The sequence below is a fragment of the Enterobacter cloacae complex sp. BZL2005 genome (assembly GCF_049238885.1).
GTDB classification, from domain to species: Bacteria; Pseudomonadota; Gammaproteobacteria; order Enterobacterales; family Enterobacteriaceae; genus Enterobacter; species Enterobacter roggenkampii.
Map to the genome: position 1 here is coordinate 51,479 of NZ_JBMKGI010000014.1, position 18,821 is coordinate 70,299.

An 18,821-nucleotide genomic window follows, 5' to 3' on the forward strand; every position below is an offset into this window, starting at 1 on the left:
CGTTAAAAAAAGGGTCTGACGAAAGTCAGACCCTTTTGTTTTAGCTGTACTGCTCGTCGGTGAAGGTAATGGTTACCGGAGCATAGATATCAATCGGTCGATCGATTTGCAACGCCTTCCACTGTGGACGCGCGTTCATCGCATCTTTGCTCATGTCGCCATTCCACTTCTTGTGTTCCGGCGTTTTCGGCATGTCCATCCCGGTCTGACCGGTGGACGACCCCGGAGAAAGCTTAACGTCATTCCCTTTGGTGTTGCTGGATGGCGCAACGCCGTTGGTCATGTCGCCATTCCACTGCTTGTGTTCCGGCGTTTTCGGCATATCCATCCCGGTCTGACCGGTGGACGAACCCGGCGAGAGCTTGACGTCATCGCCTTTGGTGTTGCTGGATGGCGCAACGCCGTTGGTCATGTCGCCATTCCACTTCCTGTGGTCCGGTGTTTTCGGCATGTCTTTACCGGTTTTACCCGTTGCAGAGCCAGGAGAGAGCACCGGATAGTTAGTTTCCGGTACGGCCCATTTCTTCACTGGCGTAACCGTTGTGGCTTCTGGTTTCGCTTTTGGTGTAACCGTTGCGGCCTCTGGTTTCGCTTTTGGCGTCAGCGGCTGGGACGTTGACGGCGCAACGTTTGGCACGGCTTCACTGCGTGCGGTTTCAGACGCGACGGCCTCCTTATGGACCACCGAAGAGGCGGACGTGGAGGTCGTTGTCGCCGTCGTTTTCTCAATCGTCATATGCTGAGAATCAGACGTTGTACGCGTCGTGGTTGTCGTCTGCTGCTGCGTTGAGCCTGGCTTAGTCGGCGTACACTTCTGAGGGCAGCCGCCATCGTCCGTATGGCCGTCATCCGGCTTCGCTGGAGTATCGCTGTCTGCGTCAGCGCCGCTTTTCTTCTTCTTACGAATCCCCGGATCGGCAAGCGTGTAGGAAATGTTATTTCCTGCTTCTTTCTCATCACGCGTGACAACCGACATTTCATCTTTATTGGTATTGAGATCGCCATTCACTGCCGCACTGGTGGTGTCACCCACGGCGATAGTGGATTTCTGCGTTTCGTTGTAGTGAATTTCATCCACGGTGTCGACGTAGATGTTACCGGAAGGCACTACGCCATTGCTCAGGCCAATGCCGCCACCGCCGTACAGACCATCCTGCTCAACGTGGTCTTCCAGCGTTTTCGCATTGATATCACCCGCAACGTTCACCGATCCGGTGCCATCCTGAGATACCAGATTAGCCCCGGTCATATTGAGGTCGCCTCCGGTTTTCACATTCAGCTCGCCGCTGGTATTGATACCGGATTGCTTCGCTGTTTTAGACGAATCGTAACTTTCAGAGCCGCCGCCCCCGTTGACGGACGCGTTCGGGATGATGCCCGCTGCCGAGACGGAGATGCCCACAGAAGCGCCCCAGTTACCGCGGCTGCTTTCGGTGTGCTCGGGATTCTGCACGGAGGTGATATTCATATCGCCTGCAACGTTAACATCCGCTTTTTCTGCATCGATGTTAGCGCCCTTCATGTTCATATCACCGCCAGCGTTCACTGTCACCGTGTTGCCGTTGATAGTACTGTTCTTATACGACGTAGAGTTACCCGAGCCGTGTTCCGTACTGCCGTTGTAATCGACTGAAATACCGCCGCTTGCGCCGGTTATATCCACTCCCACGCCTGCGGTAAGACCGCCTTTGTGTTTTTCGGTTTCATTGGTGTAAGAGGTCGTTGATTTCGCTGCGTTAATGTCCACATTACCACCCGCATTGATCTCCGTATTCTGCGAGTTCACGTTCACGCCGTTGAGCGTGGTATCGTTGGTCGAATTAATGCTGACGTTTTTAGCATTAATATTGGTGGTATTTTCCGCCGTTGCGGTGCGCGTTTCTTTCGTTTTTGTCGTGTTCCCGCCGAAAGTGACGGAGCCGCCAGCAAGATCGTTTAGCATGATGTTGGACACATCGCCCAGCACTTCCGCCGTCGTGGTTCCGCTGTTAATCGACTGGCCTTGCTGCGATTTATCAATGAGATTCCCGGTTTTGTCGATCGCATCAACTACCGCACTGTGGGCCTCACCTGAAACACCGACAAAGCGGTCTTTATGTGCGACGGTGGTTTTGGTTTCATCCTCGTATTTGGTGCTTGCGACATCCTTCGCGTTAATGCTGAGCTTATCTCCGGCGGAGAGGTCAGCGCCGCCAATATCCGCCGTTTTTCCTGCATTTACGGAGCCGGAATCGGTAAAATTAATGGACGCGTTGGTGTTCTGCTTGCTCTGGGTCGACACGGTATCGGTTGTGTCTTCCATACCCACCCTGAAACCGGCAGTATCGGTGATCGGTGCGCGGCCCGGTTTGGCACCAATCGCGGAGGTTTCAGAATTACCGCCTGCGCTGGTGTAGTCGCCAGAGGTGGTATTTTTTGTGGTGCCGTCGTTTTTGCCGTAGGAAGCCGAGGCGGATTTACCGGCGCCGCTGATGCCGGCCTCAGCAACAAACTGGCGAGACTGTGTGGTGTGTTCCTCAGCGGACACGTTTTCAGACGTCTTTATCTCAACGTTTTCTGCCGCGTTGATGGAGCCGCTTTTCGCGTCAATGCTGCCGCCTTCGATGACCACATTCTTGCTGGCATCAATCTGCACATTGCCGCCAGCCTTGACGGTTGCGCCGATAGCTTCGCCGGTCACCGTTTTGGTGTCGGTGGTGGTATAGCTGGACAGACCGTTGATCTCGGTATTGATGGTACGGTTAGAATCAATCTGATGCAGGTCGTTGAAGGTGACGTCACCTTCGCTCGCCTTCATATTCACGTCCTGGCCTGCCGTAATATCAGCCGCGTTGGAAGTGATGGTTTTCGCCTGCATGTTGATACTGCCGCCTGCGGTGACGCCATCATCGTGCGCATGAATCTTCTGCTTGCCGTCTTCGCCGTGTCCGACAGATGCGGTCAGGGTGATGTCGCCCTTTTCAGCCTTCATGTCAATGTCGCCACCGGCGTTCACTGCCGCGCCGTTTGAGGCAATGCTGCCATTTTCCGACGTCATTGAGACGTTACCGCCCGCCGAGATGCCAGCATCTGTCGCATTGCTGATGTTGTTAATATCCCCTTTGGATTTCAGCGTGACGTCACCCTTAGAGGAGAGGGTACCGTTCACGTTGTTAATGGCGGTGGCATCAACTGAAAGGCTATTTCCGGCTGCAATGGACGCTGTGCCTTTACTGATATCACCGTTAGCCAGCTGGCTAAGGGTTTCAGGGCAAAGGTAGACCACCGGCACCAGCACTTCCGTCCCTTTGATGTTCTGGCTCACGAACCAGACGATATCCTGGGTTAGCCCATTGCGCTGCTCTTCGCTCAGAGGCTGCCCCACCACCAGATTTAGATCGCTGTTTTTCGCCGCAATACCGGCGTTATCCATCAGGTTTTGTACCAGCGCATCGCCTTCAAGACCGTCTCGTATCGCAAACATGCTGCCTACGGAGCGGCTGATCTCTCGACGAATCAGTTCGGAGATAAAGTAGTTATCGCCAATGACGTTAACGGTTTCGGTGGTAGTGTAATCCACCTTGTCGAAATAGTAGTCAGAGCCGCTGTACTTGCTCTGATCGATCATTTCCGGGCGCGTTTCGAAAATCGGAATGATGTGGTTGGCCGGGCCGCTGTATTCGGTACCGTTTTTCGCCGCCTCAGAGGCTTTTTTGAATTCGTCAGTGACTTCAAACATGCCCGGCAGAGAGACCAAATCCTTGATGGTCGGCAGTGGGCTGATCCCCATGGCCAGTTCATTCAGCTTTTTGGTATTGATGGCAACATCATAGCCCGCGACGGCGGTGTCGATGGTGTAGTCACCCACGTCGATATTCTCAATTTTGGCGTTTTCTTTGATTGTGCCAGCGTTAGCCAGGCCGTTATCCAGCGTGCCGCCATTGTGCGTAAAGTTACGACCCGCCGTGATTTCACCTTTTTCTGAAGGCACGAAGTAGATCATATTCGTCTTCAGAGGGGTAATGCTGGTGTCATTGCTTACCAGGTTATGCCATGCCGTGTTCAGGGTCGCGTAATCTTGCGAATTCCACGTTTCACCAAACACTTTGCTCATGACGTAGTTGAGCTGGGTTGAGTCATTCGCGGCGTCGAGAAGCGATTTATAGCTACGCTCTCTGTTTGGATCCTGGGTACCGCTTTTGGTTGCAGGTGCGCCGTCACCAAAGATGAAATCAAGGTATTGATAGAGCGAGTTGAAGGTCAGCGTCGTGTAGTGCTCTGCTGCCACCTTCCAGTAGTCGGTCAGTACTATCGGTTGCTCAAGGATGAGATTCAGATAGTCATACATGGATTCGGAGGTATAGGTTGGCGAGTTCAGCAGATTACCCGTGATGGTGATATCACGTCCCGCCTGGATCAGGCCGCCGTTATTTTTAACCTCTTTTTCGTCGAAAATGCCGCGCTGGTTAATATTAATATCTTTCCCGGCGCTGATTTCGCCGAGCTTACTCATAGCGATATCTGACGCCAGAACCGGGATGTGCAGAACCGTGGTAATCCTGACCTGCGTCATCACATTATCAATACCGGCCCATTGACCCACGGCATCCTGCGTTTGGGTTTGCGAAATGGTGCCACCCGTATAGGTGCTCTGGTTTTCCAGAGAGGCCGCATCAATATTGATGTTCTGTTCGGAGCGAATGATCCCGGCGGAGTTGATAATCGTTTTCGCGATGAGCGACATGTCACCCATGCTCAGCACGTTACCGTTATAGTCATTAACAAAGGCACCGTCGTGGGCATTAATATCCATCTTCCCTAACGACCAGAGCAGGCTGTTGCTGTTGTTCATTACCTCATTAGCGTTGATGTGTAAATCACCCCCCGTGACCACAGACTTGCTGTTGATCACTTTACCGTCTGCCTGGAGCGTCAGGTTGCCGATGGCTTCCATCATGGTGTTGTTGTACAGCGTACCTTCCGTGCTGAGCGTCATATCATGACCTGCACGAATACTGCGGTTATTGTCATTCAGCGCGATGGAGTCTTTTACCTTGAGCAATAAATCATGACCCGCTTCGAGGATGCCATTGATGTTATTGAATGAACCGGTATGGATGTTGAGGTCGTTTCTGGCAGAGGTCGTGCCGGAATCATGATTATTCAGCTGCGAGGCATTAATCGTGATGTTATTCCCGGCGATCAGGGCATTTTTTTCGTTGCTAATCGTCCCGCCCGCTACGTTAAGGTTCGTATTGTTGGCACCCGATAGTACCGCTGCATTGGCGTTGATCAGATTATTAGCGACATTAACTGACAGATCGCTCTGCGTCGACACAATCACCGCCTGTTCGGTGTTAAGCATGTTTTGCGCATTGATCGTAATGTCGCCGCCCGCCACGAGAGTGGACACCGACTGCTGCCCGTCCTCTGCGGTGAGGCTGCCAATGTTGCTCAACGTGTTGGCGACAATCTCCAGCGGGCCGTTTACAGCCTGAATGACACCGGCCGTGCGGTTGGTCAGAACGCCGATGGCGTTCAGCACCGTCTGCATATTGGCGGAGATGACCGCGCCGTCGCTGTTGATGAGCGACTCAACGTCTTCAATCGTCAGGTTACGCAGTGCAGCTAAAACATGCCCTTCACCTGTGTTGGCCAGGTTTTTGACGTTGCGAATAATCAGATCCAGACCTGCCTGAACCACACCGTCGTTTTTCAGCTCCTCAACGGCATCGATCGCGATATTGCCATTGCCGATGATCACCGAGCGGTTGTTTAACGTCTTCACGCCGCTGATATTCAGATTGCCCTCAGAGGCAATCACTGCATCGCTGCTGTTATTAAGCGTCGTGGTCGTCGCGATCGAGAGCGCATTATCCGATTTAATCATCGATGCGCCGCTGTTATTAAGGGTACCTACGTTTCTCAGCGTGGTATTTCCAGCACCGAATAGCGTTGCACCTTCAGTGTTATTGAGGGTGTTCACATCGGACAGTGACAGCGTGCCGTCAGAAATCACAAAACTGCCGGTGTTATTCAGCGTGTTGAGATGGGTAAGTTGCAGCGTCTTGCTGGCATACAGCGTGGCGGCGTTAAGGTTATCGACGGTGCTGACGCGATCGAGCGTCAGGCTACCGGCCTGAATGGTTGAGGCGTCGTTAAGCAACGATGTCGCTGTAACGGAGAGGTTTTCTCTTGCCGCGATCAGCGCGTCATGGGTGTTAGAGAGGCTGGAAATTCCGCTGGCATTGATATTATCGCCCTGGATCAGCCCATCGTCATTGTGTACTGCCAGCGCGCCGTCACCCTTTATGGTGAGGTTCTTCCCGGCAATAATGCTGCCTTTTTGACTATTCTGTAGCTCTTTTTTGACATCAAGCTGCATGTCAGTGGTCGCACTCAGCGTGCCGGCCTGGTTTTTCAGATTCGCGGTTGCGATGGCCAGTTTCTCGCTGGCACTGATGGTGCCGCTGTTACTGACGGTTGCACTGGCTTTACGGGTCTGGGTGGAGACATTACGTCCTGCAATACGTCCGGTATTGCTGAGCGTGTCGCCGCCGGATGCCAGCGTCACGTCATGCTTGTTGCTGGCAATGGTGCCGTCGTTGACGATGTTGCCGTCGGCATCAATGAAGATCAGCGCATCGTTACCGCTCAGGGTGCCGCTGTTTGAAACCTCACCGTTGACCTTAATGCGCATCTCCCCGCTATTAGCGCCAATATGACCACTGTTGTTCAGGGCGCTGGCGGTCATAACCAGGTTTTTATCCGCGTAGAGGCGGCCTGCGTTGTCGAGATGGCCGACAGACAGCGTCTGGGCGTTGCTGGCATACAGGATGCCATTGTTCTTCATTGAACCTGATGCAATCCAGATATCCCCTGTGGCGCTGACGGAACCCTTGTTTTCAAACGCACCGGTCAGGTTGAACTGCAGCGTCCCTTTCTTCGCGAGAATAACGCCTTCATTGTTAGTCATGCTGCCCGCGGTGATGTTGACATTACCACTGTTGCTGACGATCTCCGCATCGGAGACGAGGGTGCTGAAGGGCACCTGCTGGCCATTCTGGATGACGACAAAATCGCCATTTTTTAACGTCACGACGCCACCGGAAATGACAGCGCCGTTAGCATCCAGCGCTTTTAGTTTTCCGGAAAGGGTGTACTGCCCGGCAACATTAATCTGAATGGCGGGTACCGCTGTTGTGGCACTGTTTTGCGCAATGATAGCAGCCGTATTTTGCAGCAGGGTTGAGGCATCAATTCGGATTGTGCCGTTACGGGAGATAACGTCGTTATTCACCGTCATGCCAGAGAGCGCATGCAGGATAATATTATTTTGCGCTTCTGTACTTCCGGTGCCGCTGCTGTTTTTGTTCAGGGCAATATTGTTGCCGCTGACAGTGACATTTTTATCGCTGCGTAAACCTGTCAGCGTCACGTCGCCGTTCGCACTGATCTCAATGTCACCCGTGGCAATAATACTGCCCTCATGACGGACGCCTGCGCCGGATTCGGTGCTGATAAGTTGAATTTTACCACCGTACATTGACCCCATCGCCCGACCGTCAATCGCGACATCCGGCGTATGGCCGTCACCCGTGGCGCGAGTCGTGTGCTGGCGGCTGGAGAGATCGTAATCGTTCTGCCCGGCAACTACCTTAACGTCCGCCTGGCCGGCAATTTCACCTTCCAGTTTTGCACTTCGGCTGACAATGTCGAAGTAGCTTAGCCCTTCGGTAGAAATGCCTTGTCCTGTGAGAGACACGGTGCCTTTTTCAACAGCTAGTTTATAGTTGCCGTCCTCTTTCATCTGCACCTTACCGGTACTCAGCGTCAGGCTGTTGGCATTAATGGTGGTGGCGCCGTTAACGCTAATACCGTTTTGGTTAGCAACGATCACGTCCGCTTTTCTGCCGAAGACTTCCATCGTCCCGTTAATATAGGACGCCTGGGCTCCCGTCACTTCACTGATAATTGCTTTTGCTTCATGCTCAAGCTGGGCGTTTTTAACCGTGTAACCCCCGATCTTAGACACACCATCCTGCATGCTGTTGTTAAAAATAAGGCCATTTTTATCAACGTTAAACTGGTCGAATTTATTATGCGAGACGCCTTTCGCATTCGGATCGGTGATATTCACGACTGGTGTGCCGTTAGCCGCCTGACCCATTGTTGGCCCTTTACTCTGGCTGGCATCCGGCACCGTTGCGGCTTCGGCATTAGCTGCGAGAATACCCGCTATTGAAATAAAAAGTGGGCAAAGGTGTTTATGCAAATTCCCTACGGTTAGCTTCGTTTTTGAGGTTTTATTATTGCTCATAAAAATTCCTTAAATTAGAACGTTACTTCCATCTTGTAATAAACGACCGTGTTATCGACGGTATTCTCTTCCAGTGAATCTGGTTTTTTTATAGGCCAGCCCGCGAGGACATACGTTGAAAAATGGCTACCGGTAGCTTTAATCCCGACAGAGCCACCCATCATGAATTGGCTATCACATACGTTGACGCCTTTCGGGCAATTATCTTTGGCAAAGCCCAGGTCATAACCTACATAGGGAATAAGCTGATAGATACCGCCGACGCCAACATCGAATGGAAACTGCAGGGTATTGGCGATCCAGCCGCCGCTATCAACCAGCAGGCTATCGTCCTTGAAGCCGCGTACGGTGAATTCATCGCCCAGCGTTAATTTTGCATCGCTAACCAGTACGTTCGGGGTGTACTGGAACCCTGCGTTGAGTTCATACACGCCACCTAAACGGCCAGACTGAAAAAGCGGACGCGTCCAGCTGGCAATGCCGTTGTACTTGACGTAATCAAGGTCAAACCCTTTAAGGTCGGCATCGTTTTTCCAGGCGGAACCAAACCAGGGAACCGCTGCCGTCACGCCCACATCGCCATAGAACCAGCCGTTCATCAGAGCGCCGACCCAGGTAGCGCCCGACGAAATGGAGGTATAGGTTTTAGAGCTGACGTCTATACGCTGGTTTTCAATGCTGTTGTTGCTATTACGTCTTTCAACTTTTGCCCACCAGCTGGTTTTACCCGTGGCGTTACGGCCGAGCATGCGGCTGACACGCAGAGAAGCACGGTCAGAATCTCCGTCAGAAGCGTAGCTGGCGTTATTGCCGGCAAGCGTTTTGTCGTAGCTGGATTTGTAATAAAGCGCGTCAAACGACCAATAACCCAGTGGGATGCTGTAACTCGTTGACCACGAATCCTGATTATCCTGGTTATTCTTCAGGTTATTCCATGAATAATAAACGTTGAAAATATCATTGATGCCGGCAATGTTTTTAGCGGTTACGCTGCCATAATACTGCTGCCAGCCGTCAGCCTTAAAGCCAGAGTTGTTAAGACCCGCGGTGACCGAAAGAGGGAATGCAGGCACGTGCAGCAGATTAAGATCGGAATAGCTGTTTATAACAGACGGTTGAATTTCAATATTGTCGTTAGGGTAAACGCGCAGCAGGTTTTCGACCATTTGATCGACATCCTGCATGTTCAGAATCTTGTCTTTCGCAAAAGGATAGGCAGTGAACATGCGCGTGCGTTCACGGAAGGACGGCGGTTGCCCGTTAACCTTAAGATCGTGTATTTTTCCCCACATCACCCGCAGAGAGAGTGTGCCCGTTTTGATATTACCGGGCTCAACACCAATCAGCGTCGTGGCATAACCACGAGAAATATAAAAATCGGTCAGTTCTTTGGCCAGTTCAAATATTTCTGTTCGACCGAGCATTTTGCCCTCATAGCGATCGATAATCGCCTGACGCTGCGGTGAGTTGTCAAACTGCGTATCATCAAGGATGACAATATGATTGACCTGAAATTTCCAGTTCGAGTCGCTGCTGGCCAGGGTTTCATCTCCGGCTTCGCGCATTTTTTTTTGTTGCTGGATTAACTGCTCGGTCCGCTTGGCTTCTTCTATTAATGCCTGGCTGGTTTGTCTTTCAAGACGATCCAGTTCCTGTTTATTTTGCTGACCAGGGAGTGCCGCCGTAGCGTGAGCCACAGGAATGAACGGCACTAATAAAAGTGCATATTTTGAAAAACGCTGAAGCACGAATCTCTCCTTGATAATTATCTTAAAGCCATGGTGTATTGAATTGCGCCGACCACCCTGCCAGCACTTAATGAGTTTTCGCGATTAACCTCGGCAGGAACGAATATCTGGGCCTGATAGTTTTTAGTTAAGCGGGATGAAACCTGGAAAGGGTATTCTTTTCCAAGAACAAGGGCCGATGAGACATAAGGGCTGGATTTTTCGTAAACCATTATCGCGAAATTTTTCGCGTAGCCTTCGCCGGTCTCGACGCCCAAAAGACCGTTCATTGATGCGAATTTGGTAGTGATCAGGGAAGAGAAAGTTAAGCCAACTTGTGCCTGTTCCGGGCATGTGATGGTAATAGAAAAGTCCTTTTTATCACCTTGATAATTTAGCGTATTCTGGAATGAAGCAATACTGTAGGTCCCCAAATCGACGTTGGTCGACGAGGGATAAATGGAACATGAACGCGTATTTACTTTAATTGGCGCTGAGAAATTGATAGTAAGAATACGAAGCGCATCCTCTGGCGTGAGCAAAGGTTTGACTTTTACGTTAACCATTTCGCCGGCAGGGATCTCGGATTCTCCCTGATTAATATTACCTATCTGCACGAATTCTACCAATACGGTGCTGTTGTCGATAGAACAGCTCGGGCTGCAGGTCACCGGAGAGCCGGAGTTACCCGGCACCCAGGTGTTTCCTGCGTTGGCTGGCCATTTCATCCGAATACCGATACCCGGAATTTCGGTTGTATAGACTTTATCTACCGAGGAAGAGAGATAATTTCGGCTGTAAGCGGTGTGCCACTGCGTTTGCGTTGATTCATCACAGATATATTTGATGTTAGGTGCAGTATACGTTTTCGACCATAAGACCGTTCCAGTGGAGCCTTTATCCGCAGGGTTTAACGTAATGTCGTCTGTAATATTTAAAACCTTTTCCACGCCTTCGAGTCTGCACGCTGAGGCTTTTGCTTCAAGGGTAAACATCCATAAAACGGATAATAAAACGAGATAAAGCAGAGTAGTAATGTATTTATTCATTTTCTGTTAAAGGCCTTTGCAGAGAATATCTATTGCATTAAAGGAGGCGGCTTTATTCATGTTGCGGGTGTTTCTGTTATCAGAAAGGTGATTGACTTCTGCTGAGCACGCGTTCATCACCTTATTACTATTCCATTTAATAACGATCGGCTTGCCAGGTTCAGGTAAGGTCAGCATTGCCAGGCCACCCTGTCCGACCATACCGAGCGTGGTATTGCTACCATCGGTAATGGATGCGCCGAAGGGGATCTTTTGCCCGGAGGCATGTGTGAAGCGCACAAAGGTCTGTTGCTTCTGCTGTGTTTCCATTTTGATATGCACGGCGGCACCGGCGGTTGGCACAATGCTCTTACGCGTATCCTCTACATCGACACTCATTGATGTACCTTTTGGATCAATGAAGACATCGTTGTATCTGTAAGGCGTCAGATAGCCGACAATCCCGTAGCCGTTATCTTTAATGACCGCATTTGAATCAGGGTAAACTCTTGCCCCTTCAGCGCCTTTGGCCTCTATCACGCCAATGGTGTCGCCTAACGTTGGGGTCAAATTGATACCGCCACGGTGCACAACCACGCCACCGTTCATGTTCAAACCGCCCATGAAGCTATGGAGGGACTGGCTGAACGCGACGCCGCCGGAAGCGCTATCGCCCACATAAGACAGGTTGGTACCGAAGTTGGTTTCCGGCCTGCTGGACTCGCTGAAATAGCCGCTAAAGCCATACTGCGATCGCTCGCCGGCCGAGCCGCTGAGCGAGGTGCGGATGGTGGCCTCATCACTGTTGTAGCTAAAGTTTGCTCCCAGGCGAGCCTGTTTTTCATAACGATGGCCGAGCGGCATAGATACGCTCAGGTAGATCGTATCGTCGTGACCACCGTCTTCATTGTTGGTTCGGCCAAGCGAAATGCCCCAGGTCGACGAGCCAAACCGGTTGTTGTATCCCAGCGCGTAGTTGGATTTTTCCGTGCGGCCCAGTTCATCGTTCCAGATGTTGCCGATGAAACCACTGACGTAGAAACTTCCCCAACCCGCAGGCAGCATCTGGTTGATGTTTGCTTCCAGGCGTTCACGATAGCGTTCGGGTAAATATCGGTCGTTACCATGCTCCAGCGCCTGCTTCACGCTGACGGCATCCGACAGCGAGTAGTAATTTTTACTGGAGTAGCGGTAACCCACCAGGCTGAAATTTGTCCCGGTTTCGGAAAGATTTTTAGCAAGGCTGATACGCAGGGACATGTCACACAGTGAGCCGCAGTCATCGCTCCCGGTGCTGGAGTTAAAGTTCGTATAAGAGCGGGTAACGTCCAGGCCTAATGCCCCCAGCGGGGTATTGATAGCCACACCACCCAGCAGGGCGTTGTAATCGCCATCAAACGCGGTTTGAGCGCCTACGTAACCGGTCAGATTATTAAGCAAACCGTACTGAAGCGTGCCTTCCGTCATCCACGGATCATCGGCAAGAAATGTGTTGCGGATTTCACCCGAGGAGACCGAATAGCGAAAATAGCCTTCGCGCAGCAGCTGCGGAACGCTGGAGTAGGGGACGGTAAAGGTATTGATGGTGCCATCGGTCTCTTTGACGGTGACTTCCAGATCGCCGTTGTAGCCCGTTGCATAGAGATCGCTGATGGCAAACTCGCCAGGGGGAACCACTTTTTCATAGAGGGTACTGCCAGACTGCTTGATGGTGACCGTCGCGTTGCTGTTGGCAAAACCACGAACGACAGGCGCATAGCTGCGCACGGAATCCGGCAGCATGCGATCGTCGGTGGCGAGTCTGACGCCGCGAATAGCCGTTGTATCAAACATCTCCCCGCTGGTGTTGAGATCGCCCAGCACCACTTCAGATTGCCAGGCCGCAATTCCCCGGCTGGCAAATGCCTGCAGATGATCGACCCCTTCATCCTCAATATCATTGCCGAGGTTCAGGGTGTCATAGGTTACAAAACGCCACGCTCCGAGCGTCATAGCGGTTTGCAGGTTACCAAAGAGATAGTTGCTGGTTTCACCTAACTCACGGTTGCGCGTGCTTGAACCACTCAGCGCGTAGGAGGCCATGAGGGTAGGTTCACCGTCATCCCATAGTTCAGGGCTGATATAACCCTCTGGTGTATTGAGCAGCATCGCCTGCGGAACGGTGACATCCAGGCGCTCATCATCCTGGTTGTAGGTGACGGTCGCGCCGGGGATAAGCGTTTCGAGGATCAGGCAGCGGCCCGTCTTCCAGTTTTCCGGCAGTTTGCTGGTATCGACATCAAAGCGGATAATCATTTCCGGCGTCATGCAGGCATTTACGCCCTGCGTATTGTTTGCCGGAATAAATGAAATGGGCCAGGTTCCTAATTTCCGCAAGTTGCTAAATACTTCCAGTTTGTAATCACCTGGCTGGATTTTATCTACCCCGTCGAACTGGCTAAGGTCTAATCCACTGTCATAGAAATTCATAAAGCCGCGAGAAAAGTTTACCGCTTTTTTTTCTGTTTCTGCGTTAACCTGGCCTGAAATGCACAATGCCAGAATCATTATCTGGCCAAGGGTACTTTTCGCTTTTTTGAGAAGCCTGTATTTATTATGGCGTGCGGACATTTGACCTTCCGAAAGGTAGAACGTATAAAAAGTTAAAAGTTATAGGTGCGCTTAATATATGCGCCTAAATCAGTGATATAATTGTATTTAAATATGCCGCGTCCACTCACTGCGCTCACCTGCGGAAAGTGATAAACCAGCGTTCCATAAGGGACAATCATGTCACCGGGGATCTCAATGTCTTTATTGTCGGCATTCGTTAGCCACACGCTCGTCATGCTCACGTGGAAAGGCGAGTTATTGGTTCCCACCACGTCGTAGCCCTTTGCCACTTTACGCAGTTCCCACTTCAGATCGTCGCCCGCCTGCATGGGATTGCCTTTCAGGCCCGCAGGGCGATAGAAAAATTTGATCATCGTGCGGAACGCCATTTTTATCTGATTCCGATCCGCCTCTTCCGGCAGTTCAGGTGGAATATCCAATACGTTTAGCCAGAGCAGGGTTTCGCGATCTTTCGGGTATTTTCCTGCGGCTTCCTCTGTCTGGAATATACGGAAAACTTTCCCTTTCTGAACGTTAACGCGCGCAGCGGGAGGGTTGATAAAGAACGGAAGATTCTCCTTCTCCGTCCCATCGGTTTTGTCGGTGCTGGAAAGCCAGACCTGCACCAGCTCCGGGTTTTTACTGAGGTTATTTACGCGAACGGTTTGTTCACTCTCGTTTGCATTGAATGCCACACGAGTTGTTAAAATTTGTATAGTGGCGTTGGCGCAGGGGAACCACGTCAATGTCACCATTAACATTACTTTGAGAATATTACTGACCATCAGGCTCAACGTTCCTAAATGTGGCAGGGAAAGCAGTGGGATCACTCCCACTGCTCAAAGGTCTTACTGATACTTAATGGAATAAATGACGTCAGTGGTGACTTTACCGGCTGTTGCCGCACCGCCGGTGGCAACGTACTGCGCCCAGTAGTCGAAGCGAGCGGTATTACCCGAAATGACTGCTGTTTTCGGGTTATTGTTTGCGGTATTCAAATCCAAAACAGCTTTGCTGGAATCTAACAGACCGATTTCAACTTTATCGGCACCACCCGTGGTAACGGTGTTTTTCAGGTTACCGGTCGCGGTGTTGATATTGGTGCTCTGTGCCAGTTCGAAGAAGACGCTGGCGACTTTGTTGTTGGTGCAATTTGAGCCGCTCAGTTTAATGAAGAATGGCGTGTCTCCCGCGCGCTGACCCGCAGTGGCCAGCGCGGTGGTGCTGACGCTTGGCAGATGCACGGTGAAATCAGGAGAGGTGGATTCACCCTGTGCGTCACCGCCTGTAATAATACAGGTGGCGTCACTGATCGTTCCGTCAAAGGTAATTGTGCCATCTTCTGCCGCTGCTGCAGAACCCGCTCCCGCCAGAATGGTAAAAAGACCAATTTTTAAATATTTGTTCATAGATAATTCCATTTAGACATAAATTTTAATAAAGCGGCGGGATTGTAGGGAGTAAAAAAAGAGAAAACCACAGGATGAAACTAAATAAATTCCGAATTGAGACTGTCTCATGCTGTTTATGTATGTATGAATATGGTATGAGGCGTTTTTTCCTTTGAATTACAAGGGCGAAATAGATGGTGGGATGAATTAAATATTCACTTGGAAAATATATGGATTGTAAAGATTATAATATTTTTATGGCTATGATTTTATTTGATGAATAGGATGGGTTGTCTATATATGTTGTATTTATGAGTCGCTTGAATTTAATGGATTCAGGCGCTATTCTTAGCGCCATACAGCATTACGATATGAAACGATCCCTTCCTCGTCGGGCTTAACGACGCGGAAGGGATTTTTTTTCACCTTTAGCAACGATCGTCTATCTATGATACGAGGACAGGACATGAGCACTTTAGGTCATCAGTACGATAACTCTCTGGTATCTAACGCGTTTGGTTTTTTACGCCTTCCGATGAACTTCCAGCCGTACGACAGTGATGCGGACTGGGTGATCACCGGCGTGCCGTTCGACATGGCAACGTCAGGCCGTGCGGGTGGCCGCCATGGCCCGGCGGCGATCCGTCAGGTTTCCACTAACCTGGCCTGGGAGCACAACCGCTTCCCGTGGAACTTCGACATGCGCGAGCGTCTGAATGTGGTGGACTGCGGTGACCTGGTGTACGCCTTTGGCGACGCGCGTGAGATGAGCGAAAAGCTGCAGGCCCACGCCGAGAAGCTGCTGGCTGCCGGTAAGCGCATGCTCTCCTTCGGCGGCGACCACTTCGTGACCCTGCCGCTGCTGCGCGCCCACGCGAAGCACTTTGGTAAAATGGCGCTGGTGCACTTCGATGCCCACACCGACACCTACGCCAACGGCTGTGAGTTTGACCACGGCACCATGTTCTTCACCGCGCCGAACGAAGGTCTGATCGACCCGAACCACTCCGTGCAGATCGGTATTCGCACTGAATTCGACAAAGACAACGGCTTCACCGTGCTGGATGCGGGTCAGGTTAACGATCGCGGTGTTGATGACATCCTCGCGCAGGTGAAGCAGATCGTGGGTGATATGCCTGTGTATCTGACCTTCGACATCGACTGCCTGGATCCGGCATTTGCACCGGGTACCGGTACGCCGGTGATCGGCGGCCTGACCTCAGACCGTGCCATCAAGCTGGTGCGCGGCCTGAAGGATCTTAACATTGTCGGGATGGACGTGGTGGAAGTGGCGCCTGCGTATGACCAGTCCGAGATCACTGCGCTGGCCGCAGCGACCCTGGCTCTGGAAATGCTCTACATCCAGGCAGCCAAAAAAGGCGAATAAGCCTCTTCTGGCGTAATAAAAAACCTCTCCCTGGAGAGGTTTTTTATTGCCTTTAAAAGACGTTAAACGGGTATTCCACGTAAGCGCGGATCTCGTCCCCGCCCACGTTATAATCGCTGGCGTTGCTGGAGACGCGCAGTACGGAATAGCGCAGTTTCAGTTTCAGATCCTTCGCCGGGCCTTCCTGCACCTGGTACTGGATCTGATTAAACCACTCGTGCTCTTTGCCGTTGCTGGTTTCTGCGGTTTTGATGTTGTCCCCGCGCACGTAGGCGGTGGTCCAGCTGAGACCCGGCAGGCCAAGGCCACCAAAGTCCAGACCGTAGGATGCCTGCCAGGAACGTTCATCTTCGCCGTTAAAATCAGACCAGTAGGAGTTTGCCAGCCAGATGGTGTTACCGCCATCACCCACGCCGCCCTGGTCGCGGTAGCCGCCGTAGTTGTAGCCGGTGCTGCCGCTGCTCTGCTGGTACGCCACTTTGAACGTGTGAATATCCCAGATGTAGCTCGCCGCCAGGCTCCAGATAGCGTTGCTGCGGCCCGTGTCGAGGCTGTCCGCATAACTCTGGTCCAGACGGGAGTTATAACCGTTGAAGTCGAGCACCAGCTGCTGCCCGGTGCTGAACGGCTGTTTGAAGTTCAGGCCCAGATATTGCTTGTTCATCACCTCTTCATTGTGAGAGGCGTAAAGCGCGCCGCTGAACTGGTCGTTGAACTGGTAGCTCGCGCCGCCGAAGGAGAGGCTCTTCAGCCCGCTGTCGTGGCGGTCGTCACTTTTACGCTGCTCGTCCGTGAAATAACCGGCGTTGATTTCCAGACCATCGATCTCTTTTGAGGTCAGCATGGTGCCGGTATAGCTTTCAAACAGCAGGCGGGAGCTGTCGGCATTCACGATAGGCAATTCTGGTCGCTGATTCCCGTAGCTCAGTACGGTATTCGAGATGCGCATTTTGGCGGTTGCGCCAAACTTTGCCAGATCGGATTTTGCCCGGCCGTCGTCTTCCTGCTTAAAGAAGTCGATGCCGCCCGCGCCGCTCTTGCCGCGGCCGCCGTCCAGGCGCACGCCGTATTGAGCAATACCGTCCACACCAAAGCCAACCGGTCCTTCGGTATAGCCGGATGCAAACGTGGCGATGATCCCCTGACCCCATTCGGCTTTGTCCTGCTGGCCCTGATGATAATCACGGCTGATATACGCATTGCGTAAAAACAGGTCCAGATGGCTGTCGTCAATAAAACCCTGGCTGTCGGATTGCTGGCTTGCAGCGGCAGGTAATGCGGCAAATAAACTTAAAGCAATTAATGATAATTCTTTTTTCACGGAGGGAACGTCTCTGTCTGGATATATTAATTGAATAACTGCAGGGGGGATAATTACCGGAAAAAGTGACCTTTGCAATAATTATGTGACCAGGTGTTTCGATGTGACAGGGCAGATTTGGCGGGGCTTTCAGGGGTGTTATCGATACGTGCTGTTAAGTTAACAATTCATGCGAAATAAAAAGGAGGCAAAACTGCCTCCTTCTGAAATTATTTAATTCCGTCTGCGGCCATACGGTCGCGAATATGCTGTGCGCGTTCTTCTGAGGCAGGGTGATCGTCAAACATAGAGCTTTGACGTCCCGCTTCCAGCTTGGCCAGTTTTTCGAAGCTGGTGGCTAAACCGGATGGATTAATGCCGCGTTTGCGCAACAGATCGTAGGAGTAGTCATCCGCTTCGGACTCCTGACGCTGGGAGAACTGAGAGTTCACCAGCTTTTCACCTACGTCGCCCAGCTGTGACTGCGACAGGCTGCCAACGATACCGCCTGCAGATGCTGCCGCTGCGCGGATGGCATTGGTGCCCAGGGCTACCTGCATCCCTTTCTTCACGTGGCCCAAGGCAACGTGGCCCATTTCATGGCCGATGACCGCTTCCACTTCGTTGTCGGTCATCATGTCCATCAGCCCGCTGTAAACGCGGATACAGCCGTTTGCCATCGCGAAGGCGTTGACGTCTTTCGCCATGTACACCTTGTAGTTCACCGGCTGGCCGTTGATGTTATCGCCCAGCGCGGAAGCAATCTTATTCAGACGCTGCGTGTAGGTACTGTTAGCCGGCGCAAGCGTGGCTTTTCCGTCCATATCTTTACAGGCCTGGTCGCTCAGCGCTTTTACCTGCGCATCGCTCAGGGAATAGGCCTGAAAGGCCTCTGCGCCTGACGTCATCAGACCGTTAGAGTCCATATTCTGACAGCCGCTCAGCAGGAGCGTTGTACCCAGGGCCAGCACTATTGCACGCATTTTCATGAGGTTGCTTCCGTACTCGTTAATCTGAATAAAATCCGAAAAGTGCACCGTCAGCGAAGCCGGTGTCGGGCTAAGTATAAGGAATATCTACAGGGCCGGGCGAGCAGA

9 protein-coding genes are annotated in these 18,821 nt (G+C 51.8%); 1 reads left to right on the forward strand and 8 read right to left on the reverse strand.

Translation table 11 applies throughout. The features are described 5' to 3' along the window. Positions 1 to 40: 40 nt before the first annotated feature. The 6 genes from ACOTXI_RS19540 to ACOTXI_RS19565 all read right to left on the reverse strand — a co-directional run bounded on the left by ACOTXI_RS19540 (position 41) and on the right by ACOTXI_RS19565 (position 15,055). Positions 41 to 8,299 (reverse strand): hemagglutinin repeat-containing protein, encoded by an 8,259-nt coding sequence (locus ACOTXI_RS19540; RefSeq protein WP_058653977.1) that lies wholly within the window; start codon positions 8,297 to 8,299, stop codon positions 41 to 43. Positions 8,300 to 8,313: 14 nt separating this feature from the next. After that, positions 8,314 to 10,047 (reverse strand): ShlB/FhaC/HecB family hemolysin secretion/activation protein, encoded by a 1,734-nt coding sequence (locus tag ACOTXI_RS19545; RefSeq protein ID WP_058653976.1) that lies wholly within the window; start codon positions 10,045 to 10,047, stop codon positions 8,314 to 8,316. 17 nt (positions 10,048 to 10,064) lie between these two features. Beyond that, positions 10,065 to 11,075, reverse strand: a complete 1,011-nt coding sequence (locus ACOTXI_RS19550) for a fimbrial protein (RefSeq protein ID WP_421633958.1) — start codon at positions 11,073 to 11,075, stop codon at positions 10,065 to 10,067. 6 nt (positions 11,076 to 11,081) lie between these two features. Further along, positions 11,082 to 13,664: a fimbria/pilus outer membrane usher protein gene (locus tag ACOTXI_RS19555; RefSeq protein ID WP_053086470.1), complete on the reverse strand. Its 2,583-nt coding sequence runs from the start codon at positions 13,662 to 13,664 to the stop codon at positions 11,082 to 11,084. Positions 13,665 to 13,696: 32 nt separating this feature from the next. Then, complete coding sequence (locus tag ACOTXI_RS19560; protein WP_084831971.1) at positions 13,697 to 14,431, reverse strand: fimbrial biogenesis chaperone; 735 nt, start codon at positions 14,429 to 14,431, stop codon at positions 13,697 to 13,699. Positions 14,432 to 14,494: 63 nt separating this feature from the next. Then, complete coding sequence (locus ACOTXI_RS19565; RefSeq protein ID WP_008499738.1) at positions 14,495 to 15,055, reverse strand: fimbrial protein; 561 nt, start codon at positions 15,053 to 15,055, stop codon at positions 14,495 to 14,497. A 448-nt stretch (positions 15,056 to 15,503) separates the two neighbouring features. On the opposite strand from ACOTXI_RS19565, the gene speB reads away from it, so the two are divergent. Beyond that, the gene (gene speB / locus ACOTXI_RS19570) at positions 15,504 to 16,424 is read left to right on the forward strand and encodes an agmatinase (protein ID WP_008499737.1); all 921 of its coding nucleotides are present in this window, start codon (positions 15,504 to 15,506) and stop codon (positions 16,422 to 16,424) included. A 52-nt stretch (positions 16,425 to 16,476) separates the two neighbouring features. Here the strand turns inward: speB and ACOTXI_RS19575 are convergent, their stop codons facing one another. Continuing rightward, entirely contained in the window at positions 16,477 to 17,745 is a 1,269-nt protein-coding gene (locus ACOTXI_RS19575; RefSeq protein ID WP_058653975.1) for an OprD family outer membrane porin, read from the reverse strand. 209 nt (positions 17,746 to 17,954) lie between these two features. After that, positions 17,955 to 18,713, reverse strand: a complete 759-nt coding sequence (locus ACOTXI_RS19580) for a M48 family metallopeptidase (RefSeq protein WP_021242066.1) — start codon at positions 18,711 to 18,713, stop codon at positions 17,955 to 17,957. Positions 18,714 to 18,821 lie beyond the last annotated feature (108 nt).